Consider the following 25,843-nt stretch of genomic DNA (forward strand, 5'->3'; position numbering starts at 1 on the left):
TAGTCTCTGCAGCATGACCGATCAGGAGCGCCTGGCCTCGCTCGTCGCCGTGTGGTGGGAGGCTGTCGACTCCTTCACCCGGCTGCTCGAGCACGTCGGCCAGGACCAGTGGGCCACGCCGACCGACCTGCCCGGCTGGGACGTGCACGCCGTCGCGGCGCACACCGCCCACCTCGAGGCGCTCCTCGCGGGGCGCGACCACGACGAGGTCGAGATCGGCGAGGCGCCGCACGCGCACGGCTCCATGGGCCGCTTCACCGAGCAGGGGGTGGCCGCGCGCCGCTCCCACGACCCGGACGCGTTGATCACCGAGATCCGCGAGTCGACGACCGCCCGCCACACGCAGCTCCTCGCGGACCCGCCGACCGACGCCTCGGCGCCGGCGCCCGGTGCCTTCGGCGCGATCGGCTGGACCACGGGCCTGCTGCTGCGCAACCGCCCGCTCGACGTGTGGATGCACGAGCAGGACGTCCGCCGCGCCCTGGACCTGCCCGGCAACCTCGACTCGGCGCCGGCGCGGCACGCGACCGACTACCTCATGGAGAGCCTCCCCTACGTCGTCGCCAAGCGCGCCGGGGCGCCGGCGGGCAGCGTCGTACGGCTCCTGGTCGTCGGGCACGACCCGGTGACCGTGGTGGTGGGTGACGACGGCCGGGGGCGTGCGGCCGGCGCGGACGAGGCGCACGCGGCGCCGACCGCGACGCTGGCGATGGACCGGGAGACCTTCGTCGTCCTGGCCGGCGGTCGCCGGCCGGCCGCGCCCGGCCGTGTGGAGGTCACGGGGGACCGCGCGCTCGGCGAGCGGGTGCTCGCCTCGATGCGGGTGACGCCGTGAGCGCGGGCTGGACCCCGGCCGACGTGGGCGACCAGACCGGTCGCAGCGCCCTGGTCACCGGGCCGACGCTGGGCGGGCTGGGCTTCCACACCGCGCTCGAGCTGGCGCGCCACGGTGCCCGCGTGACGCTCGCGGGACGTACGCCGGCCAAGCTCGACGCCGCGGCCGAGGCGATCACCGCCGAGGTGCCGGGCGCCGCCCTCGACACCCTCCTGGTCGACCTGTCCGACCTCGAGTCGGTCCGTGCCGCCGGTCGCGACGCCGCCCGGCTGGGACCGATCCACATCCTCGTCAACAATGCCGGCATCATGGCCAGCCCCTACCGCCGCACCCCGGACGGGCTGGAGTCGCAGATGGCGACCAACCACTTCGGCCCCTTCCTCCTCACCGGCCTGCTCCTCGACCAGCTCACCGCCTCCGGCGACGGCCGCGTCGTCACCCTCTCCTCGCAGATGCACCGCCTCGCCCGGTCGGCTCCCCTGGCTGACCCCCACGCGCGCCGGCGCCACAGCCGGTGGCGCGTCTACGCCCAGACCAAGCTCGCCAACCTGCTCTTCACCTTCGAGCTCGACCGGCGCCTGCGTCGGGCTGCGCTGCCGGTCACCGCACTGGCCGCGCATCCCGGTCTCGCCGGCACCCACCTCGCCGTCAACGGCCAGCTCGGCACGACGCAGGGGCGACGCGCCGCCATCCTCGACGCCGCGGTCAAGGCGGTCTCGCAGTCGGCCGAGGCCGGCGCGTGGCCGACCCTCATGGCCGCCACGGCCGACCTGCCGGGAGGGACCTACGTCGGCCCCGGCGGTCCCGGGCAGGCCAGCGGCCCGCCGCAGGTCGTCGACACCACGGCGCTGGCGCGCGACGAGATGGCCCAGCGCCGGCTGTGGGAGACGAGCGAGGAGACCGTCGGCCTGGCCTGGCCGGCGCGCGGCTAGCGGCGGTCGCGCACGCGGACCAGGCCGGCCATGGTGCCGAGCCAGGCCGACCCCTCGGGTCCGACCAGGACCTCGGAGCCGTTGCTGCCGGCGAGCAGCCCGGTGCCGGTGCGCACGCTCCACATGCTGCGGCCCGACTCGGCGTCGACGGCGGTGAGGTACCACGCGCTCACCCCGGCGAGGGAGGGCCGCTTGGTCCAGGCGTAGAGCAGCCCGGTGGGCCAGCTGGCCGTCGCGCCCGAGCTCGGCGAGACGGCGTCGCTCGTCCACCGCAGCGCGCAGCCGTCGGCCGCCAGGTCGACGCGGGCGAGGCCGGGGCTGCCGGTGAACCCGAGCAGGGTGCTGCGGGGCGAGGACCAGCCGTGGTTGTTGGCGACGACGACGCCGCTCGCCAGCGGGGCCAGCGTGCTGTCGGTGGCGCCGTCCCCCTCCTCGAAGACCGGCTGGCGGCACAGCGTCCGGCCGTCGTCGCGAGCGAGGAACAGCACGCCGAGCCGGTCATCGGAGGTGTCGGTGATCGCGACCGCGCCGCCCGGTCCGGCGGCGCCGACCGGGACCGGCGCGGAGCCGCTCGAGCCGTCGTACGCCGTGCGCCACACGGGCTGCGGCGTGCCGTCCGGGCCGGCGGCCAACCGGTGCAGCGCGGCGTCGGTGACGACGTAGACGCCGCCCGCCTCGTCGACGGCGATGTCGCGGCGCACCTCCTCGCCGAGGTCGGTCACAGCGACCTGTCCGGTGTCGGCGGCGATGGTGCCGACGAGACCACGCCGGGAGACCCACCACAGCCGGCCCGACCAGTCCGGGGCCAGCGCGACCAGGCAGTCGCGGTCGGGCACGTAGGGCCGGAGGTCCCAGGTGGTGGGCTCCCCGAGCCCCGGCTCGCCCTCCTCCGTCCGGGTCGGGACCGCCAGCACCCGGCGGTCGGCGGTCGCGACGACGGCCCGGTCGGCGGCGTCGAGGTAGAAGGCGTCCTCCCCGCACGCCGACCCGTCGCTCCGCGCGGGCAGCTCGCGCGTCCCGGTCGGCCGCAGCGTCTCGGGGTCCACCAGCCGCAGGTTGCTGCCCGACCGGGTCGAGCACAGCGCCACGAGGGCGTCGGTGGAGGCGACCTCGAGGCGCCCGCAGCGCTCGAGCCCCAGCCACGCGGTCTCGACCTCCGGCTGGAGGCCGAGCGGCCCGGGGCGCTGGAGCGGGCTGCCGGCGGCGCGGTGCGGGTGGGACGGGGTCTCGGCGACGACCGGGCGCGGCATGGCCGGACGACCGACGTACGACGGTCCCGCCCAGGCGCCCGGTGCCGGCGGGACGGGCAGCCGGCCGTCGGGCACGGCGACGACGACGCCCACGAGGACGACCACCGCACCCGTCACCCAGGCGGTGGTCCGGCGGTCGAGGAAGGTCCGGTCCTGCACCCACCAGCGGACCCGCGGCACGCAGAGCGCCGCGGCCGCGGCGACCAGCACGACCGGCCCCCAGGCCATCCAGAGCAGGAGCAGCACACCGACCAGCCAGACCACCGGGCGACTCTAGGTGAGCGCGCGGCCCGGCCCGGGGAGGCGCCCCGGCGGCTCTCAGTCGCTGGCGGCGCGAGGCCTCGGGGCCGTGATGGTGACGTCGGCGAACGTCCCGTGCCCCTCGCCGTGGCGCAGGAAGATGCGCGCCCGACGCGGTGCCGGGACGCGGTGCGTCGGGGCGTCGTGGAGCGGGATCACCTGCGCGTCGGTGCCCGAGCGGGGTTCCCGCGCGACCAGCGACCCGGTGAACTGCTCGAGGTACCTGATCCGTCCGGCGAGGTCCCCCAGGTCCCCGACCCGGTCGTCGTCCTTGTCCTTCATGGCGGACTCCTCCTCGGCACCCGGCGATCCCCCACGGACCGCCTGACGACGAGGCTAGGAGCACGCGCCGCGGGTTTCCTTTACTCGTGAGACCCTGCGGGAAGTCTTCGAGAGACGGTCCAGACCGGGCCGCCGCTCGAAGCTCCCTGCGTCAGGCGCCCCGTCAGGCGCCCGCCTGGCGGGCCCCTGTGCCCGAGTCGGCGGACGGCCGCGGACGCGGCAGCGACGGCTGGAGGCCGCCGGGCCGCACGTCGGCGCGCACGTCGTACGCGCCCTGCTCCACCGAACCGATGCGGATCATCGTCCGGCCCCTGTCACCCTGGTCGTGCTGGTGGTCGTGCTGGTGGTCATGCTCGTGCTCATCTCTCCCCCATGTGCTCCCTGTCACGATCAAGGATGCTCCCGTACCCGTCCTGATACATCCGTACATCTACGGAGGTCCAGACCAGCGGTTCCACGGCGTCACGGGTGTGGCACGACGAGATCAGTGGTTCAGGAGAGCGGTCTGCACTCAGCTCGGCGGGACGACCGGCTCCTCGGCCTTCACCTCGGACACCGAGCCGCCGAAGTACATCTGGGCCAGCTCGGGGTCGTTCAGCACGGCGGCGGCGGGACGCTGGGTGATCACCCGGCCGCTCTCCATCACGATGCCGTCGGTGGCCATCCGCATGCCGAACCGGACGTTCTGCTCGACGAGCAGGATCGTCTTGCCGCTGTCGGACAGCAGCATCACCGAGTCGTAGAGGACCTGCAACGACTTGGGGTCGAGTCCGAGCGACGGCTCGTCGAGGAGCAGCAGGACGGGGTCGAGCATGAGCGACCGGGCGAACTCCACCATCCGCCGCTGGCCGCCCGACAGGTTGCCGGCGTTGTCGGCGGACCGGTCGGCCACGATCGGGAACATGGAGGCGACCATGTCGTAGCGCTGCCGGACGAGCGCCTTGTCGCGGCGGATGATGTAGGCACCGAGAAGCACGTTCTCGCGCACCGACATCGACGGGAAGAGGGCGTTGGACTGCGGCACCTGGGAGACGCCGAGCTCGAGGATCTGGGCCGCGGAACGTGCGTGGATGGGCTCGCCGTCGAGGTGGACCTCCCCGAGCCGCGGGGTGAGCAGACCGCTGACGGTCTTGAGGACCGTCGACTTGCCGGCGCCGTTGGGCCCGACGATGCACGCCACCGAGCCCTTGGCGACCGAGATGTCGACGCCCTGCAGCACATCGCCGCCTCCGTAGCCGGCGACGATGCCCTGCATGCGGAGCATCGGGTGTGCCGTGCCGGTGCCGGTCATCGCCGGGCCTCCTCGATGTGGAAGTCCTCGCCGAGGTAGGCATCGATCACGGCGGGGTCGTTCTTGATCTGGTCGGCGGTGCCCGAGGCCATGGTCCGGCCGCGGCCCAGGACGTGCACCGGGTCGCACAGACCGAGCACGAAGGGCATGTTGTGCTCCACGATGAGGAACGTCTTGCCGTAGGAGTTGAGCTCGCGGATCATCTCGCCCATCCGGTCGATGAGGACCGGGTTGATGCCGCCGGCGGGCTCGTCGAGCAGGATCAGCTTGGGGTCGAGCATGAGGACCTGCGCGAGCTCGACGAGCTTCTGCTGGCCGTAGGACAGGGCCTGTGCCCGCTGGTCGCGGAAGTCGCGCATCCCCACGAACTCCAGCAGCTCCTCCGCCGCGCGGGCCTCGCTGCCGCTGACGGCGATCCTGCCGAGGCCGCGGAACGAGAACTCGGCCTGCGCGGCGACGACGTTCTCCAGGACCGTCATCTCGCGGAACAGCCGGGTGATCTGGAACGTGCGGCCCAGGCCGCGGTGGGCCCGCTGCCACGAGCGCATCCCGTCGATCCGCTCGCCGTCGAGCACGATCTGGCCGCCGTCGGCGCGGATGGTGTCGTCGATGAGGTTGAACAGCGTGGTCTTGCCCGAGCCGTTGGGCCCGATGAGGCCCGTGATGGAGCCCTCGGGCACGACGAGGCTCGCGCCGTCGACGGCCTTCACCCCGCCGAAGTGCTTGACCAGCCCGGTGACCTCGAGGAGGGGCCGGTCGGGGATCTCGCTGCGGTCGACGACCTGGACCCGGTCGGTGAGCGAGGCGAGGCTGCCGCCGGTGCCGATCCGGGCGCCGACCAGTCCGGCCTTGTTGCGGGTCCGCCGCCAGCTCAGCGCCGACTCGATCGCCGGGAGGATGCCGCGCGGCAGGAAGATCACGACCAGCACCAGCAGTCCGCCGAAGAGGAACAGGCGCGCGTTGCCGCCACCGAAGCTGTTGTTGGCGATCTCGTTGAGCGGCTCGATGAGGAACGCACCGAGGACCGGGCCCCAGAGGGTGGCCTTCCCGCCGATGAGCATCGAGAGCACCAGCTGCACGCTGATGAGGATGCTGAACATGCCGCGGGGGTCGATGAAGGTCAGGTAGTAGCCGTAGATCGCGCCCGCCATGCCGACGAACACGGCGCTCGCCATGAAGGCGATGATCTTCTCGACGGGCAGGTTGATGCCGATGGTGGCGGCCTTGGTCTCGTCCTCGCGGATCGCGATGAGGCCCATGCCGAGCTTGGTGCGGCGGATCCACCACGTCATGAGGAGCTGGAGGCCGAGCACGGCCGCGAGGGCGTAGTAGAACGGCAGGTTGATGATGTCGCGGTCCCAGTCGGGCAGCGGCATGGTGAGGCCGGCGGTGCCGTTGGTGACCGAGACCCAGTTGACCGCGAACACCTGCACCAGGAAGAGGAACGCGACGGTGATGATCACGAACGCCGGTCCCGACGAGCGCAGGGAGACCAGGCCGAGCACCAGCGCGATCAGCGCCGCCACCACGCCGGCCACCGGGACCCAGAGCCAGACCGAGGTGTCGGGGTTGCGGGCGGCGAGCACCCCGATCGTGTAGCCACCGAGGCCGAGGAACGCCCCCTGGCCCAGGGAGATGTAGCCGGCGAAGCCGGAGATGATGTTGAGCCCGCTGGCGCCGATGGCGAAGACCAGCGAGAGGATGATCATGTTCTGGTAGTAGAGGTCCTCGGTCACGAGCGGGTAGACGAGGAGCGCGATCGCGGCGAGGAGCGCCACGGCGCGTCCCCACCACAGGGTCTGGGCCCACACCGGGGCGGGGGCAGGACTGCTGCTCATGCGGCGACGGCGTCCTCTCTCAGTCGGGTCCCGAGCAGGCCCTGCGGGCGGATGAGCAGGACGGCGAAGACGATGGCGTAGGGCACGGCGGTGGCCCAGGACGGCGAGACGTAGGTCGAGGTGAAGACCTCGGCGAGGCCGAAGAGGATCGCCCCGAGCACGGCGCCGTTGAGGCTGCCGAGCCCTCCGAGGACGACGATGGCCAGCAGGCGGGCGATCCACTGGTAGTGCGAGCCCGGGACGAACGGGTAGAGCACGCCGGTGATGGCCCCGCCCGCGCCCGCGGCGGCGATGCCGATGGCGAAGACGAGGGCCGCGACCGACGCCGTGCGGATGCCGACGAGCTGGGCCGAGGACGGGTTGCTCGCCGCCGCCCGGATCGCGCGGCCCAGCCAGGTGCGGGTGAGCACGATCCAGAGCACGACCAGCACGGCGACGGCGATGAGGCCGCCGAAGACCTGCGCCTTGGGCAGGAAGATCCCGCCGATGGTGAACGACTCGTCGGCGTACGACGGCCGGATGGCGGTCGAGTTGTTCCCCCAGATCTCGCCCATCGCCCCCTCCAGCACCAGCGCCAGCCCGAAGGTCAGCAGCACGGTGGAGGCCATGGGCGCCGACCGGATCGGCGAGACGACGACCTTGTAGGTCGCCCAGCCGATCGCGAACACCAGCGGGGTGGTGATCACGATGGCCAGGAGCGGGTCGATGCCCACCACGTCCCACAGCGTGTAGGTGATGAAGGAGGCGAGGACCAGGAACGCCCCGTGGGCGATGTTGATCACCTTCATCACCCCGAAGATCAGGGTCAGCCCGCTGGCCGCCAGGGCGTAGACGCCGCCCAGCAGCAGCCCGAGGACCAGGCTCTGGAGGAAGACGGTCATCAGCCGGCGCCGCCCGGCGTCCAGTTCCGGGTGATCTCCGCGGTCGCGGCGTCCTCGGGGAGCACGATCTGCGGGGCGCCGTCCTGCCACTGGCCGATGAGGAAGTCGCCCTGCGGTGCGCCGGTCTCGTCCCACGACAGCGGGCCGAGGATCGTCTCCACCTCGTTCTCGTGCAGCCAGTCGGCGAGCGCCTGCTGGTCGTCGATGCTGCCGACCGCCTCGACGGCTGCCTGGAGCACCTCGGCGGCGGCGTAGGCGTCGGCGGCGTCCTCGGGGACCTCGCCTCCGCCGTACATCTCCTCGTACTTCGCGACGAACTCGGCGTTGCCGGGGGTGTCCGCGTCGGGCGAGTGGCTCACGGCGTAGAAGACGCCCTCGGTGTTGTCCTCCCCGATGCCCTCGGTGAACTGGCTGCCGAAGGACGGCGCGTTGGTCTGGAAGAACATGTCGGGCGTGAAGTCGGCCTTGAGCATGGCGCGCGTCATGCCGATGCCGTCCTCGAACTGGGCGCCGTGGACGACCAGGTCCGGGTCGGCGTTCTTCATGGCGCTGACGATCGTGTCGAAGTTCTTGGTGTCGATCGCGTAGGTCTCCTCGTAGACCGTCTCGACCCCCGCCTCCTCGAGCATGGCCTGGATGCCGGCCACGTTGGGGGCGGCGAAGGGGTCGTCGAGGGTCGGGTAGGCGGCGGTCTCGGGGATCTCGCCCTCGGGGAGCTGCGCGACCCACTCGGCGAACACCTTGCCCTGCTTGTCAGCCGTGGACTGCTGGGCGAAGAAGAGGTACTCGAAGCCGCGGTTGAACATGTCGGGCGAGCCGCCGGCCGGCTCGACGTAGAGCATCTGGTTGCGCTCGGCCACTGCGGAGGCGGGGAGGTTGAGCAGCGAGGAGAAGGTCCCGAGGAGGAGGTCCACGCGGTCCTGGCTGATGAGCGCGTTGTAGTCGGTGACGATCGTGTTCTGGTTGGACGCGTCGTCCTTGATGACGAGCTCGACCTGGCGTCCGAGCAGGCCGCCGTCGGCGTTGACCATCTCCTGCCAGACCTTGTAGCCCTGCTCGGCGGCCTGGCCCGGCTGGGAGAACTCGCCGGTCAGCGGCAGGGAGGTGCCGATGACGATCGGGTCGTCGCTGCCGCCACCTCCGCCGTCGTCGCCGCCGCAGGCGGCCAGGCTGGTGACCAGGACACCGGTCACCGCCGCGGCCATGAGGCTCCGACGTCCGCCTCGGGAAGTGTGGACCATGTTTCCTCCTCGGTCGATCCGCAATCGATTGCGGCATCGCCAGTGTTGTGAACTACGCCACACGTGTCAAGGGATCCCCCGTCAAAAGTCCCGCAAGGCGGGCCGAGCGGCGGCAACGACCGTGCCGCTGCGTCTTTCGGTACGCCGCCCCGCACCCGCGTCGTGGGGCCCGACGGCTCGGCAAGCGGCACCGCCACCCTTGCAATCGGTTGTGGCCCCTGTCAGCCTGAGCCGACCGAGAGGAGAGCGACATGGTGCTGGAGCCCGTCCCGGACGACCTGCCCGCGCGCGCCGAGGTGGTGGTGGTCGGTGCCGGTCACAACTCGCTGGTCGCGGCGGCCTATCTCGCCCGCGCCGGTCTCGAGGTGCTGGTGCTGGAGGCCTCGCCCGGCATCGGCGGCAACACCCGCACCGAGGAGCTGACGCTGCCCGGATTCGCCCACGACTCGTGCAGCAGCGCCCACGTGCTGATCCAGAACAACCCCCTCGTCCGCGACGACGAGCTGGGGCTCGTCGCCGACCAGGGACTGCGCTACCTGACGACGGACCCGGCCGTCGTGATGCCGCAGCCGGACGGCGACGTGCTGGTGATGCGACCGGACCTGGAGGCGACGTGCGACGAGCTGGCCCGGTTCTCCTCGCGGGACGCGCGCGCGTTCGCGGAGATGGTGGCGACGTGGCGCGGCGGCCTGGGCGCGGCGCACGGCAGGTGGAGCTCCGCGCTGGCGCAGCCCGACGACGCCACCACCGCGGCGTACGTCGCGCTCCGCGCCCGCAGCGCCTGGGACGTCGTCCACGAGACCTACGTGCACCCGGTCGTGCGCTCGTTCGTGCTGTGGCTGGCGATGGCCACGATCCAGGACCCCCGTCGGCGGGGCACGGGCTTCCTGCCGTCCTCGCTGGCCGTCGGCCGGCTCGACCACGGCTGGTCCACGCCCGTCGGCGGCAGCCAGGCGCTGCCCGACGCGCTGGCCCGCGTGGTCGTCGCCCACGGCGGTCGGGTGCTCTGCTCCTCCCCCGTGGACGGCTACGTCAGCGACGGGCGCCGCATCACCGGCGTCCGCGTCGGCGGGCGGACGGTGGCCGCGGACCGCGCCGTCGTCGCCGGTGGCCACCTCGCCCGGGTGGCCGACCAGGTGGTCGGCGCGGCACCGACGCCCGACCTCGTCGAGGCGCGCGACACCTGGCGGCCGGGACTCAGCGTGCTGGCCGTCCACGCCGCCCTCCGCGGCGACCTCTCGTACGGCGACGCCGGGATCGCCAGCGCCGCAGCGGGCCTCGGCACCACCGACGGCATGGCGCGCCACCTCGACCGGTGCGCCGCGGGCGAGGTCGACGCCGACGACCCGTGGCTGCTGGTCGTGAACCAGACCGTGGTCGACCCCGGGCGGGTGGCCGGCACCGGGGGCACGTTCAAGATCCTCACGATGGCGCCGTGGCAGCGCGCCGACGGTCGCTCGTGGGCGGACACCCGTGACGAGCACGGCGCAGCCCTCGTCGACCTCGTCCGCCGGCGGACCGGCGGCCTGGCCGACGCGGACGTCCTGTCCGTGCGGACCGAGTCACCTCCCGACGTCGCCGCGCACAACCCGCAGAACCTCGGCGGCTCGTGCCACGGCGGCGAGTTCCTCCTCGGTGACGCGGTGCTGCCGGGGTGGCCCCGCTACGACACGGGCATCGAGGGCCTCTTCCTCACCGGCTCGACCACGCACCCCGGCGGGTCGGTGTCAGGACGGCCCGGCCGCAACGCGGCACGGACCGTCCTGACCGCCCTGGGGCGGGACCCCCTCGACGTGATGGGCCCCGCCTGAGCCGACTCCCCGCGGGGGATGGTCAGCGGGCCAGCAGCGCCGCGATCGCCTGCTCGGTGCTGCGCACCACCCGCTCGGTGTCGACGTCGAGCAGCCGGCCACCGCGCTTGCGGAACCGTCCGTCGACGATGACGGTGTCGACGTTCTCCGCTCCCGCCGCGAGCGCGAGGGTGTTGGCGACGTCGATGACCGGCGCCGTGGCGACGTCGTGGCGCCGGACCATGACGACGTCGGCCCGCTTGCCCGGGGTCAGCGAGCCGGTGACGTCGCCGAGGCCGAGGCTGCGGGCGCCGTCGATGGTCGCCATCTGGAGCACCCGGCGCGTGTTGATGGACAGCTCCTGCTCGGCGACGCCGCGGTGCAGGCCCGTCGTCAGGCGCATCACCGCCCACATGTCGGCCGACCCCACCAGCGACAGGGTGTCGACCGAGAGCGTCAGCAGCACGCCGCTGTCGACCATGTCCTTCACGGGCGAGATGCCGTAGCCGATGAGGAGCTCCGACATCGGCGAGATGCTCACGCTGGCACCCGAGTCGCGGATCGCCGCCCGCTCCTCCGGGGTGGTGTAGAGCGCGTGGATCAGCTGCGTGTCCGGGCCGAGCATGTCCTGCTCGGCCAGCTGCCGCACCATCTGCAGCGCGCCCTGGGCGCGCGTGGAGTTCGCGTGGTAGCTCACCGGGAGTCCCAGGCCGCGCGCCGCGTCGTACTCGGGGCGGAAGACGGCCTCACCGACGAGCCCCGGCGGCCGCCCGGCCAGGCCGAGGTGCATGAGCGGCACGCGTCCGCTGTCGAACCACTCGCGCTGCACGCGGGCGATGTCGGCCAGGTCGATCACCGACGTGCCGGGGTAGCCCTGCGGGGTCCCGTAGGAGAACCGGCCGCGCAGGCCGACCTCGCGGTGGGCCTGCAGGTTGGCGTCCGCGTGGTCGGGCGTGCGGATGTTGTGCGACCAGTCGTTGACGGTCGTGACCCCGGTGTTGAGGGCGTCGACCAGCGCGAGGCGCGCTCCCTGGTAGAGGTCCGAGGGCAGCGCACGCACGCCGTTGGCGACGTTGAGGGCGAAGTAGGCCGTCGCGGGCGACGAGCTGGCCATGGACCTGAACAGCGTGGTCCACAGGTGCCAGTGGGTGTCGACGAGGCCGGGCATGACGACCATGCCGCGCGCGTCGATGCGGCTGCCCCGGGCACGGAGGCCGCGTCCGACCGCGACGATGCGGCCGTCCTTGACGTGCACGTCCCCGCCGTCGAGGTCGCCGACCGTCGGGTCCATCGACACGACGTAGCCACCGGTGAGGACGTACTCGCGCGGACCCCGGCCGTGGTCGTGCCCGTGGTCGGGGTGCGACCCGCGCCCGCGCCCGGCCGCGGCGGGCGAGGCCACCGCGGCGGCCCCGAGCGCCCCGGCGGCCGCCGCAGCGCCGCCCAGCATCGAGCGCCGGTTGATGCCGGTCCTCTGGTTCTCGTCCTGCTTGTCGTCCTGCATGTCGTCCATCTGGTGTCCTCCTGGGGACCCCGGGCGCCGGTCGGCGCCGTCGTCAGGCGAGGAGCCGCACGGGGCGCTCCAGCAACGCGGTCAGCTCCGCCAGCCAGCGCGCGGCGACGACGCCGTCGACGGGCCGGTGGTCGACCGAGAGGGTCAGGCTCATCACCGAGCCGGGGACGACGCGGCCGTCCTCGACGACCGGCTCGTCCCGCACGGCGCCCACCGCGAGGATCGCGGCGTGGGGCGGGTTGATGATCGCGGCGAACTCCTCCACGCCGAACATGCCGAGGTTGGTCACGGTGATCGACCCGCCCTCGAGCTCGTCCTGCCGCAGCCGCCCTCGTCGCGCGCGGTCGGCGAGCTCGCGCACGCCGGACGCCAGCGCGGAGACCGACAGGGAGCCGACGTCACGCACCACCGGCGTGAGGAGGCCGCGGTCGGTGGCGACGGCGACGGCGACATCGGCGCGCTGCCACCGGCGTACGGCGTCGTCGCGCCAGGTGACGTTAAGGTCGGGCACCCGCTGGTGGGCGATGGCCACCGCCTTGACGACCAGGTCGTTGACCGACACCTTCACCTCGCCGTCGAGGGCCTCGTTGAGCTCGGCCCGCAGCGCGAGCAGCCGCTCGGCGCGGATGGTGGTGCGGACGTAGAAGTGCGGGGCGTCCTGCTTGCTCGAGGCGAGGCGCTCGGCGACGGCACGACGCAGCCGGGTGTGCGGGACGTCCTCGTAGCCGGCGTCGGTCGGCGCCGGCACGGGCGCCGGCGCAGCAGGAGCGACGGGTGCAGCGACGGGTGCCGCTACGGGAGCGGCACTGCGCGCGGCCAGGGCGGCCTCGACGTCGCGGCGCAGGATCCGCTGCTTGGGGCCGGTGCCGGGGATGTCGTCGATGCCCAGGCCCGCGTCGCGGGCGATCTTGCGCGCGAGCGGGCTGGCGAAGACCCGACCGCCGCGACGGGACGGAGCCGGGGTGCTCGGCGGCACGGGCGGGGCGGCCGGCACGGGCGGCTCGACCGGGGCCTCCTCGGTGATCGGGCTGCCGGACCCGGGGTCGACGTCGGGCTCCGCCCGCTCGACCTGCTCGGCCTGGTCGACCGGCTCGGGCTGCGCGGCCTGGTCGGCCGGGTCGCCGACCCCCAGCTCACGCAGCAGCGCGGGCAGGTCGTCGACCCGCTCGCCGGGTGTGCCGAGGACGGCGATCGGGGCGCCCACCTCGACCTGCGCCCCGGCCGCCACCAGCGTCGTGAGGACCACGCCCGGGGCGTCGGCCTCGATGTCGACGAGTGCCTTGTCGGTCTCGACGGTCGCCAGCGCGTCGGCGGCGTCGAAGTCGACGGCCTCGGCCACCAGCCACTCGGCCAGGACGGCCTCGGTGGCGTTGGCGGAGACGCTCGGCATCCGCAGCACCCGGGGCACCTCAGTACCTCGCGATCTCGGTGAGCTCGGCGATGACCTCGTCCTTCTGGGCGATCGCCGCGCGCTCGAGCACCTTGCTGATGCTCGGCGAGGCCTCGGCGCCGGTGACGCGGCGCACGGGGGCGTCGAGCAGGTCGAAGAAGCGCCGGTGGATCTCGTCGGCCAGCCACCCGCCGTACGACGTGCCGACCGCGCCCTGCTCGGCGATCATCACCTGGTTGGTCTTGGTGATGCTCGCCTCGATCGTGTCCCAGTCGATGCTGGCGCGGTCGAGCCACCGCAGGTCGATGACCTCGGCGTCGACCTCGGCGAACTCCTCGACGGCCTCGAGCACGAAGGGCACCATCCCGAGGTAGGTGAGAATCGTGGCGTCCTTGCCCTCGCGGCGGATCGCCGCCTTGCCGACGGGCAGGCAGTAGTCGAGGTCGTCCACCGGGCCGGGACCGACGGCGTTGTAGAGGTCGACGTGCTCGAGCACGACGACCGGGTCCTGGCAGCGGAGCGCGGTGTTCATCAGCCCGACGTAGTCGTAGGGCGTGGTCGGCGCCACGATGCGCCAGCCGGCGGACGTGGCGAGGATCCCGGCGGGGTCCATCGAGTGCTGGGAGCCGTAGCCCGTGCCCATCGCCACCTTGCTGCGCAGGACGAGGGGGACGGGGCCGTCTCCGCCGTACATGTGCCGGGCCCGCGCCACCTGGTTGAACAGCTGGTCGGCGGCCACCCACATGAAGTCGGCGTACATGAACTCCACGACCGGCGTGAACCGCCCGTCGAGGGCGACGCCGCAGGCCAGCCCGGTGAAGGCGTTCTCGCTGATGGGCGTGCCGAGGATGCGGTCGGGGAAGCGCTCCGCGAGGCCGCGGGTGGCGCCGTTGGTGCCGCCGTTGAGCCGGTGCACGTCCTCACCCATGACGACCACGCCCTCGTCGGTCTCCATCCGGCGCCCGAGCACGGCGGCGATGGACTCGACGAGCTTCATCTCCTGCACGGGGACCGCGTGGCCCTCGGCCGGGACGACGCGGGCGTCGTCCATCTCGCTGAGGTCGCCGCGGACACCGACGTCGACCCAGGCGGGGTCCGGCCACTCCTCCGCACGGATCCGGCGCTGGCCGGGCTTGCCGCCCGGCACGGGCTCGAGCAGGACCTCACTGATCTCCTCCATCACGGCCCGCGCCTGGGCGAGCGCGCGGTCGGCGTCGCCCTCGCCGAGCAGGCCGAGCCGCTCGAGGTGGGCGGACGTGATCGTCAGCGGGTCGCGCCGGCGCCACTCCTTCTCCTCCTCCTTGTCGCGGTAGCCGAAGGCGCTGCCCGCGAAGCCGCCGTTCTGGTGGAAGAAGCGGTAGGTGTCGACCTCGACCACTGTCGAGCCGCGGCCGGCCCGCATGTGCTCGACGGCCTCGGACATGGCGAGGTGGACCGCGAGGGGGTCCTGCCCGTCGACCTTCCAGGACGCCAGGTTGAAGCCGAGGCCGCGCGCCGACAGCCGCGGCTCGGCGGTCGCCTCCTCCACGGAGGTCGACACGGCATAGCGGTTGTTCTCGATGAAGAAGCACACCGGCAGCGCCCAGGCGCCGGCGAGGTTCATGGTCTCGAGCGTGGACCCGATGTTGACCGCGCCGTCGCCGAAGTAGGTGACCGAGACCGCGTCGGTGCCGGCACGCTGGTGGGCGAAGGCGAACCCGGCCGCCTGCGGGACGCCGCCGCCGACGATGGCGTTGGTGCCCATGGCGCCGGCGGCCTTCCACTGCAGGTGCATCGAGCCGCCGCGGCCGTGGCTCCAGCCGCGGTCGAGGCCGGCGATCTCGGCGAGGGTGCGCAGCAGCACGTCGCGGACCGCGTCCGACGGCCCCGCGAGCGGGTCCATGCCGTCGGGCTCGACGTGGTGCAGCGCCTTGGCGAGGAACTGGTGGTGTCCGCGGTGGGAGCCGTTGACCGAGTCCCGGCTGGTGAGGGCGAGCACGGAGCCGACGGCGCCGCCCTCCTGCCCGATGCTCGAGTGGGCGGGGCCGTGGATCAGCCCCGCGCCCGAGAGGTCGAGGACGTGCTGCTCGAAGGCGCGGATCCAGACCAGCTGGGCGAGGAACGTCCGCAGCAGCGCCGGGTCGGCACCGTCCCAGTCCTCGTCGGAGACGACGACCTCGACCCACGGGGCCGCGGGCGTGAGCTGACGGTGCTGGGGCATGACACTCCTTCGTGACGGGCGCCGTCACTGTGGCACAAGTTTGGATCCAAAATCTAGAGGTGTGAGTGATGGACACCACACCGGCCTGCGTGCTTTGCTGGCGCAGAAGCCGTTTGGGATCCAAGGAGGCCGTGCGTGCCGTTGCCAGGACTGCGTCGGATCGACCACCTGGGCTTCACCGTGCCCGACCTCGAGCAGGCCCACCGGTTCCTCGTGGACGTCCTCGGCTGCGAGTTCCTCTACTCCCTCGGGCCCTTCTCGCACCCCGACGAGGGGGACGACTGGATGACGCGCCACCTGGCCGTCCACCCGGACGCGGTGATGGTCGAGAACCGATGGTTCCGGCTCGGCGGCGAGACGCTGCTCGAGGTCTTCCACTACTCCTCCCCCGACCAGCGCACGCACGTGCCGCGCAACAGCGACGTGGGCGGGCACCACGTCGCCCTGTACGTCGACGACCTCGACGCCGCAGTCGACCACCTCCGCGGGGCGGGCATCGAGGTCCTCGACGGGCCGACCGCGAGCCGCGGCCCGGCCGAGGGCAACCGCTGGATCTACTTCCTCGCCCCGTGGGGGATGCAGATGGAGCTGGTGTCGGCGCCGCAGGGCAAGCGCTTCGACCGGGAGAATCCGCGTCCATGAGCGAGACGAGCGGGACCCCCAGCACCGACATCGGCAGCACCCGCGTCGCGGCCTACCTCCGCGAGGCGATCCTGAGCGGCGAGCTGAAGCCGGGCGACCGGATCCGCCAGGAGGACATCGCCGAGCGCCTCGGCGCGAGCCGGCTGCCGGTGCGGGAGGCGCTGCGGATGCTCGAGGCCGAGGGCCTCACCGAGCACGAGGCCCGCAAGGGCGCCCGCGTGCCGCGCCTGTCGCAGCACGAGGTCGACGTGGTCTACCGGATGCGCGAGCGGCTCGAGCCGCTGGCCCTTGCCGAGAGCATGCCCCGGCTGGGCCCGGACGACCACGCCCAGCTCGAGGAGCTGCAGCGTCGGATCGAGGACAACGAGGACCTCGAGAAGTTCCTCGACCTCGACCGCGAGTTCCACATGCTCACCTACTCCGGCTGCCACCTCGACCCGCTGATGACCAGCGTGACGCGGCTGTGGAACTCCACCCAGCACCACCGACGCGCCTACGTCGCGCTCGGCGGTCGCAGCCGGATGTGGGTGGTCAACTCCGAGCACCGGCTGATCCTCGACGCCGTCGTGCGCCGCGACCCCGACGACGGCGAGCGCTTCCTCGGCGGGCACATCCGGCGTACGCGCATCGAGCTCTCGCACCACCCGGAGGTCTTCGGGTGACGGCGTTCGCGGTCAACGGCTCCCCCGTCGAGGTCGGCGGCGACCCGGACACCCCGCTCCTGACGGTGCTGCGCGACGACCTCGGGCTCGTCGGCACCCGGTTCGGGTGCGGCCAGGGCCTGTGCGGGGCGTGCCACGTGCGGCTCGACGACGTCGTCGTGCCCTCGTGCCAGACCCCGGTGTGGCAGGCCGAGGGCAGGTCGGTCACCACCGTCGAGGGCCTCACGGGCGACGACGGCGGACCCCACCCGGTCCAGCGCGAGATCCTCGCCCGCCAGGCCGCCCAGTGCGGCTTCTGCATCTCCGGCATCGTCGTGCGGGCCGCCGCCCTCCTCGACGAGGAGCCACACCCCGACGCCGCGCGCGTCGCGGAGGCGCTCGACGGCAACCTGTGCCGCTGCGGCGCCCACCGCCGGATCGTCGACGCGGTCCTCGCAGCCCGGGGGCCGTCAGCGTGACCGACCTGCCTCCCCACGTCGTCACGAACCCCCGGCTGGGGAGCTGGGTGGCGGTGCGCGACGGGGTGGTGGAGGTGCGGACCGGCAAGGCCGAGCTCGGCCAGGGGATCGCCACCGCGCTCGCCCAGCTCGCCGCGGACGCCCTCGCGCTCCCCCTCGAGGCGGTGCGGGTGATCGCCCCGCACACCGCCCTCGGGCCCGACCAGGGGCTCACGGCCGGCAGCCTGTCGGTGCTGCAGACGGGCCCCGCGCTGGCCCACGTCGGTGGGGCGGTGCGCGCGCTCGCCGGCCCGCCGTCGCCGACCGAGGCGTACGTCGCACGCATCGCGGCCCTCGACCCGGAGCTCGACCTCACCACCGTCGAGCCGCTCGCGCCCGGTCGCGCCCTGGAGGTCGGGAGGAGCGCGCCCCGCACCGACCTGCCCGACAAGGTGCTCGGCCGGCCGCGCTTCCTCACCGACCTGCGGCCCGCGGGCCTGCTCCACGGCCGCGTCCTCCGCCCGCCGTCGGTGGGCGCCGTGCTGCGGTCCCTCCCGGACGACTGGACTGCGCCCGGGGCGAGCCTGGTGCGGGACGGCTCGTTCGTGGGCGTGGTCGGCGAGCGCGAGGCCGACGTCGACCGGGCGCTGGAGCTGCTGCGGCGCGAGGCCACGTGGGACGAGCGCGACCTGCTGCCCGCCACCGACGACCTGCCCGCCTGGCTCCGGTCCGGCACGCACGAGGAGGTGCCGGTGCTCGACGAGCCGGGCGCTCCCGGCACCGGCGCCGAGGGGGCGGCTGCGGTCGTCGAGGCGTCGTACTCCCGGCCGTTCCTGGTGCACGCCTCGATCGCCCCGAGCGCCGGGATGGCCGTGTGGGGCGAGGACGGCGTCCACGTCTGGTCGCACAGCCAGGGGATCCACGGCCTGCGGGACGCGATCGCCGCCACCCTCGACCTCGTCCCGGCGACGGTGGTGGTCGAGCACGTCGAGAACGCCGGGTGCTACGGCCACAACGCCGCGGACGACGCGGCCCTTGACGCGGTGCTGCTGGCCCGGGCCGTGCCCGGGCGCCCGGTGCTGCTGCGCTGGACGCGGCCCGACGAGCTCACCTGGGGACCGCTGGCGCCGGCGATGACGGCGACGGTGCGGGCCCGCCTCGACGGCCGGCGCATCACCGGCTGGTCCTACGACGTGTGGAGCCAGGGCCACACCGCGCGGCCCGGCTACGCCGGCAACCCGGGCCTGCTCGCTGGCGGCGACCTCGCCCGGCCGGTGCCGCTGCCGCCGGCGACCGACCCGCCGTCGGCCGCGGGCGGCGGGACGACCCGCAACGCGGTGCCGGGCTACGACGTCGGACCTCGCCGGGTGGTCGGCCACCGCAAGACCGACTCGGCGCTGCGCACCTCGGCGATGCGCGCGCTCGGCGCCCACCTCAACGTCTTCGCCATCGAGTCCTTCATGGACGAGCTCGCCGACGCGGCCGGCGTCGACCCGGTCTCGTTCAGGCTCGACCACCTCACCGACCCGCGCGCCCGGCACGTGGTGGCCGAGGCGGCGCGGCTCGCGGGATGGGACGAGGCGCTGCCCGAGGACACCGGTCGCGGCCTGGGCTGGGCCCGCTACAAGGACCGCGGTGCCTACTGCGCCGTCGTCGCCGACGTCGAGGTCACCGGCGAGGTCGTCGTGACCCGCCTGCTGGTCGTCGCCGACGTCGGTCGCGTGGTCAGCCCCGACGGTGCGCGCAACCAGCTCGAGGGCGGCGCGACCCAGGCGACGTCGTGGACGCTCAAGGAGCGGATGCCCTTCGACCGCCGCCGCCTGCTCGGCACCGACTGGGAGGCGTACCCGGTCCTGCGGTTCTCCGAGGCGCCCGAGGTCTCGGTCCACCTCGTCGACAGCGACGCGCCCTCGACGGGCGCCGGCGAGGCGGCCCAGGGACCCACGTCCGCCGCCATCGCGAACGCTGTCCACCGCGCGCTCGGCGTCCGCGTGCGCGACCTCCCCCTCGACGCGGCCGCCATCGTCCGCGCCATCGACCAGTCCGACTGACCCGAGGAGCCACCATGAGCACGCCCCGCATCTCCTACGTCGCCTACGACGACATGGACCCACGCATGCAGGCCGAGATGGACCGCAGCGCCCGCGAGGGGACGCCGCGCCCGGAGACCAACGCCATCCGCGCCCACGTGCCCGCGGCGTTCTGGGCCTTCGCCGAGCCCTGGGAGACGATGTTCCGCAACGGCGTCGTCGACCACGCAGTCAAGGAGCTGTGCCGGGTCTACATCTCCCGCACGGTCACCTGCGAGTTCTGCGGCAACCAGCGCTCGGTCAAGGGCAGCCAGCAGGGCCTGCAGGAGGGGCAGTACGACGACCTGCTCAACTTCGAGTCCTCCGACCGGTTCGACGACCGGCAGAAGGCCGCGCTCGCCTACGCGCAGGCGATCGCCTGGAACGAGGACGACCGTGACGGGCTGTGGGACCGGCTGCACGCCCACTTCAGCGAGGACGAGCTGGTGGAGCTCGGCTGCGTGATCGCGCTGACCTTCGGCCAGCAGAGCTGGATCCGGCTGCTCGACGTCGACCACCACCAGTACATGGCCGGCACGTCGGCCTCGATGGCTCCCGGCTTCGAGGACGCCGAGGCCCTGGCGGCCTCCAAGGCCAAGGAGGACTACTGGGCGGCCGGCGCCCCGGGCGCGACCCGGTGAGCGCCGCCAGCTGGGACCCGCTCGCGCCCGTCCTGGTCGAACCGCTCGCCGGGTCGGACAGCCCGGCGCACTACCTGCTCGCCGAGACGCTCGACGGGCTCTACGCGCCGTACGCGCTCCGGCTGCCCGACGGCCCCGGGCCCCACCCGTTCGTGCTGGTGGCCTACGGCAACGGCGGCGGCGGGATGGGGTGGCTCCGCGACCGCGTGCACCGCTTCCGCCACGTGACGGACGTGTTGCTCGAGGCGGGCTACGCCTGCGCGTGGGTCCGCTACCGGACCGAGGTCGAGCTCGGCTACCAGACCGGCGGACCGCTGCGCAGCACCGTGCGGCAGGGGATGGGGCTGCTGAACCGTGCGCCGCTGGAGTACGAGGACGAGGTGGCGATCCTGCGTCACGTCGCCATCCACCCGGCGATCGACGCCGACCGGCTGTTCCACCTCGGCGTGAGCCACGCCGGCGAGATGCTCCTCAAGCTGCTGTCGCAGCACCCCGGACTGCTGCGCGCCGGAGTCGCGGCCGAGCCCGCCTCGCACGAGCTGCTCACCCTGCGCCTCGACGACGTGCCGACGGTGACGAGCGACGGCGGCCTGCGCGACATCGAGCGCATGGAGATCCGCAGCACCGACCGGGCCCGCGACCGCATCGCCGACCCCGACGCGGTGTCGGCGCGGCTGGACGCGGTGGACATCCCGGTGCTGGTGCTCGGCCGCGACGAGGACGAGCTGCAGGGCGTCTTCCGGCTGACCTACGAGCTGCTCGCCGAGAAGCGCGACGACGTCGAGTGGCGGTCGTGGTCGCACGACGTGCACGGCTACATCTACCCCGAGTCGGATGCCGACGGGGTGGCACGGGTCGACGATGTGCAGCGCGAGGCGCTCGCCGTGGTCGTCGACTTCCTGGACAGGCACAGCAGGTGACCGGCCGGCCGGCACGAGAGGAGCGAGGCATGTACGACGACATCGGACGCGTGGGGTTCGTGGGGCTCGGCGCCATGGGCTCGGGCATCGCCCGGCGGATCATGGGCGCCGGCCACACCGTGGTCGGCTGGAACCGCACGCGGAGCAAGGCGCAGGACCTGCTGGACGCCGGCATGGGCTGGGCCGACACGCCCCGCGAGGTCGCGGCGCAGTGCGACGTCGTGTTCACCATGCTCACCAACACCGCGGCCGTCGAGGGCGCCGCGCACGGCGACGACGGCCTGCTCGCCGGCCTCGCCGCCGGCAAGGTGTGGGCCGACCTGAGCACGATCGCGCCGGAGCGCAGCGTCGCGCTGGCCGAGGAGGTCGCCGCGACCGGCGCCCGCTACCTCGACACCCCGGTCTCGGGCTCGCCGGCCACGCTGGCGGCGGGGCAGATGTCGGTCATGGTCGGCGGCGAGCGGTCGGCGTACGACCACGTCGAGGCGCTGCTGCACGCGATCGGGCCGAAGGTCACCTACATCGGCCCCAACGGCCACGCGATCCTCACCAAGGTCGCGATCAACCTCTCGCTCGTGGTCTCGGTGACGGCCTTCGCGGAGGCGGTGACGCTGGTCGAGAAGGCCGGCGTCGACCGGGCCGCGGTGGTCGACGCCGCGCTCAAGAGCGTGATCGCCTCACCTGTCATCGGCTACCGCGCTCCCCTGCTGGTCGACGACGACACCGTCTACGCCGACGTCGAGCTGCAGCAGAAGGACCTCGTCCTGGCCCAGGAGCTCGGCCGCAAGCTCGGCGTGATGCTGCCGACCTGCTCGGCCACCAGCGAGATGCTCAGCGCGGCGCGCAGCAGCGACCTCGCCGACCGTGACTTCCTCGTCAGCGTCGCTGACGTCTACCGCCGAGCCGCAGGAGTGGAGATCCCGTGACCGACCCGAAGCCCCCGTTCCGCACCACCGTCGACGACGTCCCCCTCGAGCAGGGCCTGCGCGAGGAGGAGGGGTGGGTCGACATGCAGGTGCAGTACCTCATCAACTCCGAGCGCGGTGGCTCCGACGGCCTCACCGTCGGTCGGACGGTGCTGCCGCCCGGCGCCCGCCACGACCGCCACCTGCACACCGACGCCGACGAGTTCCTGGTGGTGATGTCGGGGCGCGGCGAGATCCACACCAACTCCGGGCGCGAGCCGTCGCAGGCGGGCGACGTCATCTTCACCCCGCGCGGCAACTACCACGGGTTCGTCAACACCGGCGACGAGGACGTGCTGCTCATCTGGGGCTGGAGCGGCGCCGGCTCGCTGGCCGCCGCGGGCTACGGGATGCCGGGTCCGGACGACGAGTTCGACGACCCCTCGTGAGCCTCGACCCGCGGATCGCGGCCGGTACGACGCGGATGCTGGCGCGGCGTGCTGCCGCGCTGGCCGCGGGGGCGGAGTCGCTCGGGTGGAAGCTCGGCTTCGGGGCGCCGGCGGCGTTGTCCACGCTCGGCACCGACCGGCCGCTGGTCGGGTGCCTGACGAGCGACCGGCTGCTCGCCTCCGACTCCTCTGTCCCGGTGTCCGGGTGGACGAAGCCGTTGCTGGAGGCGGAGGTGGCCGCGCACCTCGGCTCCCCCGTGGCGTCGACCGCCTCGGCGTCGGAGGCGCTCGCCGCCGTGTCCGCGTGGTCGGTCGCGATCGAGCTGGCCGACCTGTCGTTCGCGCCCGCGGACATCGAGGAGGTGCTGGGCGGCAACATCTACCACCGGCACGTCCTGCTCGGTCCTGTCGTCCCTCTGCTCCCTGAGGACCTGTCCTTCTCCGTCCTGCGAGACGGGGTCGCGGTCGCGTCGACGTCCACTCCCTTCGAGCTCACCGGCTCGCTGGGGTCGATCCTGGCGTCCGCCGCCTCGACGCTGGCTGCGTGCGGTGCCGGCCTGGGTGCCGGGGACGTGGTGATCACCGGGTCGGTGGTGCCTCCGATCGACGTCAGCGGTGGCGGCTCGTGGTCGGTCGTCGCGCCCGGGCTCGGGGAGGTCGGGGTGGAGCTCGTCGGCGGTGGCTCGTCGGCGGTTGCTGAGGCACTACCGCCAGGCCGCTGACCTGCGCAAAGATCGCGAGCCACCCGGCGTCCACAGGCATTCCGGGTGTCGGTGGCGAGCGGTAGAATCGAACACATGATCGACACGCTGCCCGACCTCGATGTCACGGGCCTGCTCGCCCTGGCGACCGAGGCCGTGCACGCTCGCCGGCAGGCGGAGGTGCGTGACCTCGAGGTGCTCGCCCAGTGGGCCGCCGTCCACTCGAGCGACCCGACCGAGGGACCGGACGGCGCGACGGCCCGTCGGCTGGGCAACGTGCTGGTCCAGGTCGGCGGAGACGGCACCCCCGGGGTGCAGGACTTCTGCCTCGGCGAGATCGCCCTCGCCCGCGGCACCGGCGTGATGGCGTCGCGCCACGCGCTCGCCGACGTGCTCGACCTGCAGCACCGCCTGCCGCTCACCTGGGCGGTGTGCCGTCGCGGGGAGTGCGAGCCATGGGTGGCGCGTCGGATCGCCAAGCTGTCGCGCCACCTGGGCGCCGACCGCGTCGGCCTCGTCGACTCCGCCATGTCGCGGATGATCGCCACGGAGTCCGCAGGGCGCGTGCTCGAGGTCGCGGAGGCCAACGTCATCGAGGCCGACCCCGACCTGCACGACGAGCGGTCGGAGGCCGAGCGACGCCGCCGCTTCGTCCACCTCGGCCGCACGGACGAGCTCGGCCTGAGGATGCTGATCGCCCGCCTCGACGCCGGCGACGCGGCTGCCGTCGAGGCCACGGTCCGCCGGGTCGCGGAGGTCATCGAGCCGCTCCACCCCGAGGCGCACCCCGATGAGCTCCGCGCCCTCGCCGTCGCGTGGCTGGCCCGTCCGGCCGAGCTGATGACGCTCCTCCTCGAGCACACCGCTGCGCCGGACGGTGAGCTCGACCCGGAGCTCGACCCGGAGCCCGTCCTGCCGCGTGCCCTGGCGTTCCCCGCCGACCTCCTCGACGCACTGCGCGAGATCGACCTGACTCCCCTGGCGCCGAAGGGCGTGCTCCACGTCCACCTCCACGAAGCCGCCCTCCACGGTCGCGACGGGGTGGCTCGAGTCGAGGGACTCGGTCCGGTCACCTTCGGTCGGCTCGCCGAGCTCCTCGCGCGGGTGGACCTGAGGATCCAGCCGGTCAAGGACCTCTCCGACCGGGTCCGCCACACCGCCTACGAGCACCCCGAGTCGCTCCGCGACCAGGTCCACCTCGTCGCGGGCGGCGACTACTGGCCCTACGCCACGTCGACCAGCCGCAACGTCGACCTCGACCATCCCACGCCGTTCGACCACGGCGACGGCCGAGAACCCCCGCCGGACCAGACCGGCTCCCACAACTCCGGCCCGCTCGGCCGACGGCACCACCGCTGCAAGACCCACGCGGGCTACCGGTCGCGCCAGTGCGGCGAGGGACGCTACGTCTGGCTGACCCCGCACGGGCTCGGCTTCCTCGTCGACCACACGGGCACCCACCGGATCCACCCCGAGAAGGCCCGGATGATCCTCGAGGCTCCGGCCGGGGTGGACATCTATCCGGGCTAGGCCCGCTCACGCCACTGGGACCGCGTCACCTCAAAGGTGAGCACGCCCGGGGATGGTTCGTCGACCTGCTCCAGTCCCACAGCCTCCAGCGTTCTCCTCGAGGCGATGTTCGCGGTGACGGTCCCCGCCCACACACGAGTCACGGCCAGGTCGGTGAATGCGTGGGCCAGCAGCATGCGAGCGCCTTCCGCGCCGAATCCCTTGCGCCAGTGCTCACGTCGGAGACGGAACCCGAGCTCAGCCGCACGAGGATCGGACTCGGTGCGGCCCAGTCCCCACCGGCCGATCGCTCGGCCATCGGCCGAACCGACCCAGTAGCCGAGACCGGCGGCGCGATCCGAGCGCTCACCCACCCGTCGTGTCCATTCCTCGACCGTGTCCGACCGGGAGGCAGCGCGACCCGAGACGTGCGCCATCACCTCCGCGTCGCTGTTCAGGTCGGCGAAGAACTCGAGGTCGTCGACCCTGGCAGGGCGCAACGTCAGGCGCGGGCCATCGAGTCGTGGCAACAACACCCGAAGACCTTCGCACGCACCCGTCGGCCGGAGCGGACCACCCGCTCACCACCCTTGACGCCCCCCGCCGCCTCGCTAGGTTGGATGGAGCCAGCGAGGGCGAGCCCACTGGCGTCGGGGAGGGCGAACCCATGCGACGTACTGCTGTCCTGGCCGTGCTGCTGCCCCTGCTGGTGCTGGTCCGGGTCGGACCGGCGACGGCCGCGGTGTCGTGCCACCAGATCACCGCGACCGGCGCGGGCCAGGGTGCGGCTCCGCAGGCAGGCGATCCCCCGGGCCTGATCCGGACCGTGGCGCAGATCCGCGGCGGGGGCCTGCTGCAGGGCACGACGGAGGCTGCGTTCCAGGTCGTCGGGGCCACACCGACCGGGATCGTCTTCGCCGGTGACATCACCTTCACCACCAACCGAGCGACACTGTCGGTCGACCTCGACGGCACGCTCGACCTGACGACCGGCGAGTTCCGTGCGTCGGGCGATGTGAGCGGGGCCAGCGGCAAGCTCGAGGGAGCCACCGGCACGCTCACCCTCGCCGGCGTGCAGGACCTGCTGGACCCGGCAGGGCGCTTCACGGAGACCGTGTCCGGCGAGATCTGCGTCGACCTCGGCGCGAACGGCAGGACCTAGCCG

The 25,843-nt window shown here is 73.3% G+C and carries 25 protein-coding genes; 14 read left to right on the forward strand and 11 right to left on the reverse strand.

Going from position 1 to position 25,843, the window contains the following annotated elements:
- Positions 1–13 precede the first annotated feature (13 nt).
- Positions 14–835: a maleylpyruvate isomerase family mycothiol-dependent enzyme gene (locus tag HN031_RS05840; RefSeq protein ID WP_172267564.1), complete on the forward strand. Its 822-nt coding sequence runs from the start codon at positions 14–16 to the stop codon at positions 833–835.
- Positions 832–1,767 carry an oxidoreductase gene (locus tag HN031_RS05845; RefSeq protein ID WP_172267566.1) on the forward strand — a complete coding sequence of 312 codons (936 nt, stop codon included), beginning with the start codon at positions 832–834 and terminating at the stop codon, positions 1,765–1,767. Before HN031_RS05840 ends, HN031_RS05845 begins: the two co-directional genes overlap by 4 nt.
- On the opposite strand, the gene HN031_RS05850 is transcribed toward HN031_RS05845, so the two are convergent.
- The 7 genes from HN031_RS05850 to HN031_RS05880 form a co-directional block, all read right to left on the reverse strand.
- Positions 1,764–3,281: a hypothetical protein gene (locus tag HN031_RS05850; RefSeq protein WP_172267568.1), complete on the reverse strand. Its 1,518-nt coding sequence runs from the start codon at positions 3,279–3,281 to the stop codon at positions 1,764–1,766. The genes HN031_RS05845 and HN031_RS05850 overlap by 4 nt on opposite strands.
- Before the next feature lie 54 nt (positions 3,282–3,335).
- Positions 3,336–3,599 (reverse strand): hypothetical protein, encoded by a 264-nt coding sequence (locus HN031_RS05855; RefSeq protein ID WP_172267570.1) that lies wholly within the window; start codon positions 3,597–3,599, stop codon positions 3,336–3,338.
- Between the two features lie 163 nt (positions 3,600–3,762).
- Positions 3,763–3,900: a hypothetical protein gene (locus HN031_RS05860; RefSeq protein WP_172267572.1), complete on the reverse strand. Its 138-nt coding sequence runs from the start codon at positions 3,898–3,900 to the stop codon at positions 3,763–3,765.
- A 210-nt stretch (positions 3,901–4,110) separates the two neighbouring features.
- Positions 4,111–4,890 carry an ABC transporter ATP-binding protein gene (locus HN031_RS05865; RefSeq protein ID WP_172267574.1) on the reverse strand — a complete coding sequence of 260 codons (780 nt, stop codon included), beginning with the start codon at positions 4,888–4,890 and terminating at the stop codon, positions 4,111–4,113.
- Positions 4,887–6,728: a branched-chain amino acid ABC transporter ATP-binding protein/permease gene (locus tag HN031_RS05870; RefSeq protein ID WP_172267576.1), complete on the reverse strand. Its 1,842-nt coding sequence runs from the start codon at positions 6,726–6,728 to the stop codon at positions 4,887–4,889. Before HN031_RS05870 ends, HN031_RS05865 begins: the two co-directional genes overlap by 4 nt.
- Entirely contained in the window at positions 6,725–7,609 is an 885-nt protein-coding gene (locus HN031_RS05875) for a branched-chain amino acid ABC transporter permease (RefSeq protein ID WP_172267578.1), read from the reverse strand. Before HN031_RS05875 ends, HN031_RS05870 begins: the two co-directional genes overlap by 4 nt.
- On the reverse strand, positions 7,609–8,850 hold the full coding sequence (locus HN031_RS05880; RefSeq protein ID WP_172267580.1) for an amino acid ABC transporter substrate-binding protein: 1,242 nt from the start codon (positions 8,848–8,850) through the stop codon (positions 7,609–7,611). The genes HN031_RS05875 and HN031_RS05880 overlap by 1 nt, the downstream gene beginning before the upstream one ends.
- A 251-nt stretch (positions 8,851–9,101) precedes the next feature.
- On the opposite strand from HN031_RS05880, the gene HN031_RS05885 reads away from it, so the two are divergent.
- Positions 9,102–10,661 carry an NAD(P)/FAD-dependent oxidoreductase gene (locus HN031_RS05885; protein WP_172267583.1) on the forward strand — a complete coding sequence of 520 codons (1,560 nt, stop codon included), beginning with the start codon at positions 9,102–9,104 and terminating at the stop codon, positions 10,659–10,661.
- Between the two features lie 22 nt (positions 10,662–10,683).
- On the opposite strand, the gene HN031_RS05890 is transcribed toward HN031_RS05885, so the two are convergent.
- The 3 genes from HN031_RS05890 to HN031_RS05900 are packed head-to-tail and all read right to left on the reverse strand — an operon-like array spanning position 10,684 to position 15,743.
- Complete coding sequence (locus HN031_RS05890) at positions 10,684–12,153, reverse strand: amidohydrolase family protein (protein WP_172267586.1); 1,470 nt, start codon at positions 12,151–12,153, stop codon at positions 10,684–10,686.
- A gap of 43 nt (positions 12,154–12,196) precedes the next feature.
- Positions 12,197–13,561, reverse strand: coding sequence for a dihydrolipoamide acetyltransferase family protein (locus HN031_RS05895; protein WP_172267589.1), 1,365 nt, complete (start codon positions 13,559–13,561; stop codon positions 12,197–12,199).
- A 1-nt stretch (position 13,562) separates the two neighbouring features.
- On the reverse strand, positions 13,563–15,743 hold the full coding sequence (locus tag HN031_RS05900) for a thiamine pyrophosphate-dependent enzyme (protein ID WP_172267592.1): 2,181 nt from the start codon (positions 15,741–15,743) through the stop codon (positions 13,563–13,565).
- A gap of 135 nt (positions 15,744–15,878) precedes the next feature.
- Here HN031_RS05900 and HN031_RS05905 point away from each other — a divergent pair, with 135 nt between their 5' ends.
- From HN031_RS05905 to HN031_RS05950, 10 genes are all read left to right on the forward strand, one after another.
- Complete coding sequence (locus HN031_RS05905; RefSeq protein ID WP_172267595.1) at positions 15,879–16,385, forward strand: VOC family protein; 507 nt, start codon at positions 15,879–15,881, stop codon at positions 16,383–16,385.
- Entirely contained in the window at positions 16,382–17,047 is a 666-nt protein-coding gene (locus HN031_RS05910) for a GntR family transcriptional regulator (RefSeq protein WP_172267598.1), read from the forward strand. The genes HN031_RS05905 and HN031_RS05910 overlap by 4 nt, the downstream gene beginning before the upstream one ends.
- Complete coding sequence (locus HN031_RS05915) at positions 17,044–17,505, forward strand: (2Fe-2S)-binding protein (protein ID WP_172267601.1); 462 nt, start codon at positions 17,044–17,046, stop codon at positions 17,503–17,505. The genes HN031_RS05910 and HN031_RS05915 overlap by 4 nt, the downstream gene beginning before the upstream one ends.
- Positions 17,502–19,535 carry a molybdopterin cofactor-binding domain-containing protein gene (locus tag HN031_RS05920; RefSeq protein ID WP_172267604.1) on the forward strand — a complete coding sequence of 678 codons (2,034 nt, stop codon included), beginning with the start codon at positions 17,502–17,504 and terminating at the stop codon, positions 19,533–19,535. The genes HN031_RS05915 and HN031_RS05920 overlap by 4 nt, the downstream gene beginning before the upstream one ends.
- Positions 19,536–19,549: 14 nt before the next feature.
- Entirely contained in the window at positions 19,550–20,194 is a 645-nt protein-coding gene (locus HN031_RS05925) for a carboxymuconolactone decarboxylase family protein (protein ID WP_172267607.1), read from the forward strand.
- The gene (locus HN031_RS05930) at positions 20,191–21,114 is read left to right on the forward strand and encodes a S9 family peptidase (RefSeq protein WP_172267610.1); all 924 of its coding nucleotides are present in this window, start codon (positions 20,191–20,193) and stop codon (positions 21,112–21,114) included. The genes HN031_RS05925 and HN031_RS05930 overlap by 4 nt, the downstream gene beginning before the upstream one ends.
- 29 nt (positions 21,115–21,143) lie before the next feature.
- Positions 21,144–22,040 carry an NAD(P)-dependent oxidoreductase gene (locus HN031_RS05935; protein WP_172267613.1) on the forward strand — a complete coding sequence of 299 codons (897 nt, stop codon included), beginning with the start codon at positions 21,144–21,146 and terminating at the stop codon, positions 22,038–22,040.
- Complete coding sequence (locus HN031_RS05940) at positions 22,037–22,468, forward strand: cupin domain-containing protein (protein WP_172267616.1); 432 nt, start codon at positions 22,037–22,039, stop codon at positions 22,466–22,468. The genes HN031_RS05935 and HN031_RS05940 overlap by 4 nt, the downstream gene beginning before the upstream one ends.
- On the forward strand, positions 22,465–23,190 hold the full coding sequence (locus HN031_RS05945) for a fumarylacetoacetate hydrolase family protein (RefSeq protein WP_172267619.1): 726 nt from the start codon (positions 22,465–22,467) through the stop codon (positions 23,188–23,190). The genes HN031_RS05940 and HN031_RS05945 overlap by 4 nt, the downstream gene beginning before the upstream one ends.
- A gap of 75 nt (positions 23,191–23,265) precedes the next feature.
- A complete protein-coding gene (locus HN031_RS05950) occupies positions 23,266–24,699 on the forward strand; it encodes a hypothetical protein (protein WP_172267622.1) in 1,434 nt (477 codons plus the stop codon).
- On the opposite strand, the gene HN031_RS05955 is transcribed toward HN031_RS05950, so the two are convergent.
- Complete coding sequence (locus HN031_RS05955) at positions 24,696–25,214, reverse strand: GNAT family N-acetyltransferase (protein WP_172267625.1); 519 nt, start codon at positions 25,212–25,214, stop codon at positions 24,696–24,698. The genes HN031_RS05950 and HN031_RS05955 overlap by 4 nt on opposite strands.
- A gap of 131 nt (positions 25,215–25,345) precedes the next feature.
- Here HN031_RS05955 and HN031_RS05960 point away from each other — a divergent pair, with 131 nt between their 5' ends.
- Positions 25,346–25,840, forward strand: a complete 495-nt coding sequence (locus HN031_RS05960) for a hypothetical protein (protein WP_172267627.1) — start codon at positions 25,346–25,348, stop codon at positions 25,838–25,840.
- The last annotated feature ends 3 nt before the right edge of the window (positions 25,841–25,843 follow it).

This window comes from Nocardioides sp. zg-1308 (genome assembly GCF_013155375.1).
In the GTDB taxonomy this organism is placed as follows: domain Bacteria; phylum Actinomycetota; class Actinomycetes; order Propionibacteriales; family Nocardioidaceae; genus Nocardioides; species Nocardioides renjunii.

What these genes read in the sequence shown, in the direction of transcription:
- HN031_RS05875 (WP_172267578.1), bottom strand. Translation starts at nt 7,609, where the DNA reads ATGACCGTCTTCCTCCAGAGCCTGGTCCTCGGGCTGCTGCTGGGCGGC.
- HN031_RS05890 (WP_172267586.1), bottom strand. Translation starts at nt 12,153, where the DNA reads ATGGACGACATGCAGGACGACAAGCAGGACGAGAACCAGAGGACCGGC.
- HN031_RS05880 (WP_172267580.1), bottom strand. Translation starts at nt 8,850, where the DNA reads ATGGTCCACACTTCCCGAGGCGGACGTCGGAGCCTCATGGCCGCGGCG.
- HN031_RS05950 (WP_172267622.1), top strand. Translation starts at nt 23,266, where the DNA reads ATGATCGACACGCTGCCCGACCTCGATGTCACGGGCCTGCTCGCCCTG.
- HN031_RS05900 (WP_172267592.1), bottom strand. Translation starts at nt 15,743, where the DNA reads ATGCCCCAGCACCGTCAGCTCACGCCCGCGGCCCCGTGGGTCGAGGTC.
- HN031_RS05855 (WP_172267570.1), bottom strand. Translation starts at nt 3,599, where the DNA reads ATGAAGGACAAGGACGACGACCGGGTCGGGGACCTGGGGGACCTCGCC.
- HN031_RS05885 (WP_172267583.1), top strand. Translation starts at nt 9,102, where the DNA reads ATGGTGCTGGAGCCCGTCCCGGACGACCTGCCCGCGCGCGCCGAGGTG.
- HN031_RS05960 (WP_172267627.1), top strand. Translation starts at nt 25,346, where the DNA reads ATGCGACGTACTGCTGTCCTGGCCGTGCTGCTGCCCCTGCTGGTGCTG.
- HN031_RS05910 (WP_172267598.1), top strand. Translation starts at nt 16,382, where the DNA reads ATGAGCGAGACGAGCGGGACCCCCAGCACCGACATCGGCAGCACCCGC.
- HN031_RS05935 (WP_172267613.1), top strand. Translation starts at nt 21,144, where the DNA reads ATGTACGACGACATCGGACGCGTGGGGTTCGTGGGGCTCGGCGCCATG.
- HN031_RS05840 (WP_172267564.1), top strand. Translation starts at nt 14, where the DNA reads ATGACCGATCAGGAGCGCCTGGCCTCGCTCGTCGCCGTGTGGTGGGAG.
- HN031_RS05860 (WP_172267572.1), bottom strand. Translation starts at nt 3,900, where the DNA reads ATGATCCGCATCGGTTCGGTGGAGCAGGGCGCGTACGACGTGCGCGCC.
- HN031_RS05865 (WP_172267574.1), bottom strand. Translation starts at nt 4,890, where the DNA reads ATGACCGGCACCGGCACGGCACACCCGATGCTCCGCATGCAGGGCATC.
- HN031_RS05925 (WP_172267607.1), top strand. Translation starts at nt 19,550, where the DNA reads ATGAGCACGCCCCGCATCTCCTACGTCGCCTACGACGACATGGACCCA.
- HN031_RS05870 (WP_172267576.1), bottom strand. Translation starts at nt 6,728, where the DNA reads ATGAGCAGCAGTCCTGCCCCCGCCCCGGTGTGGGCCCAGACCCTGTGG.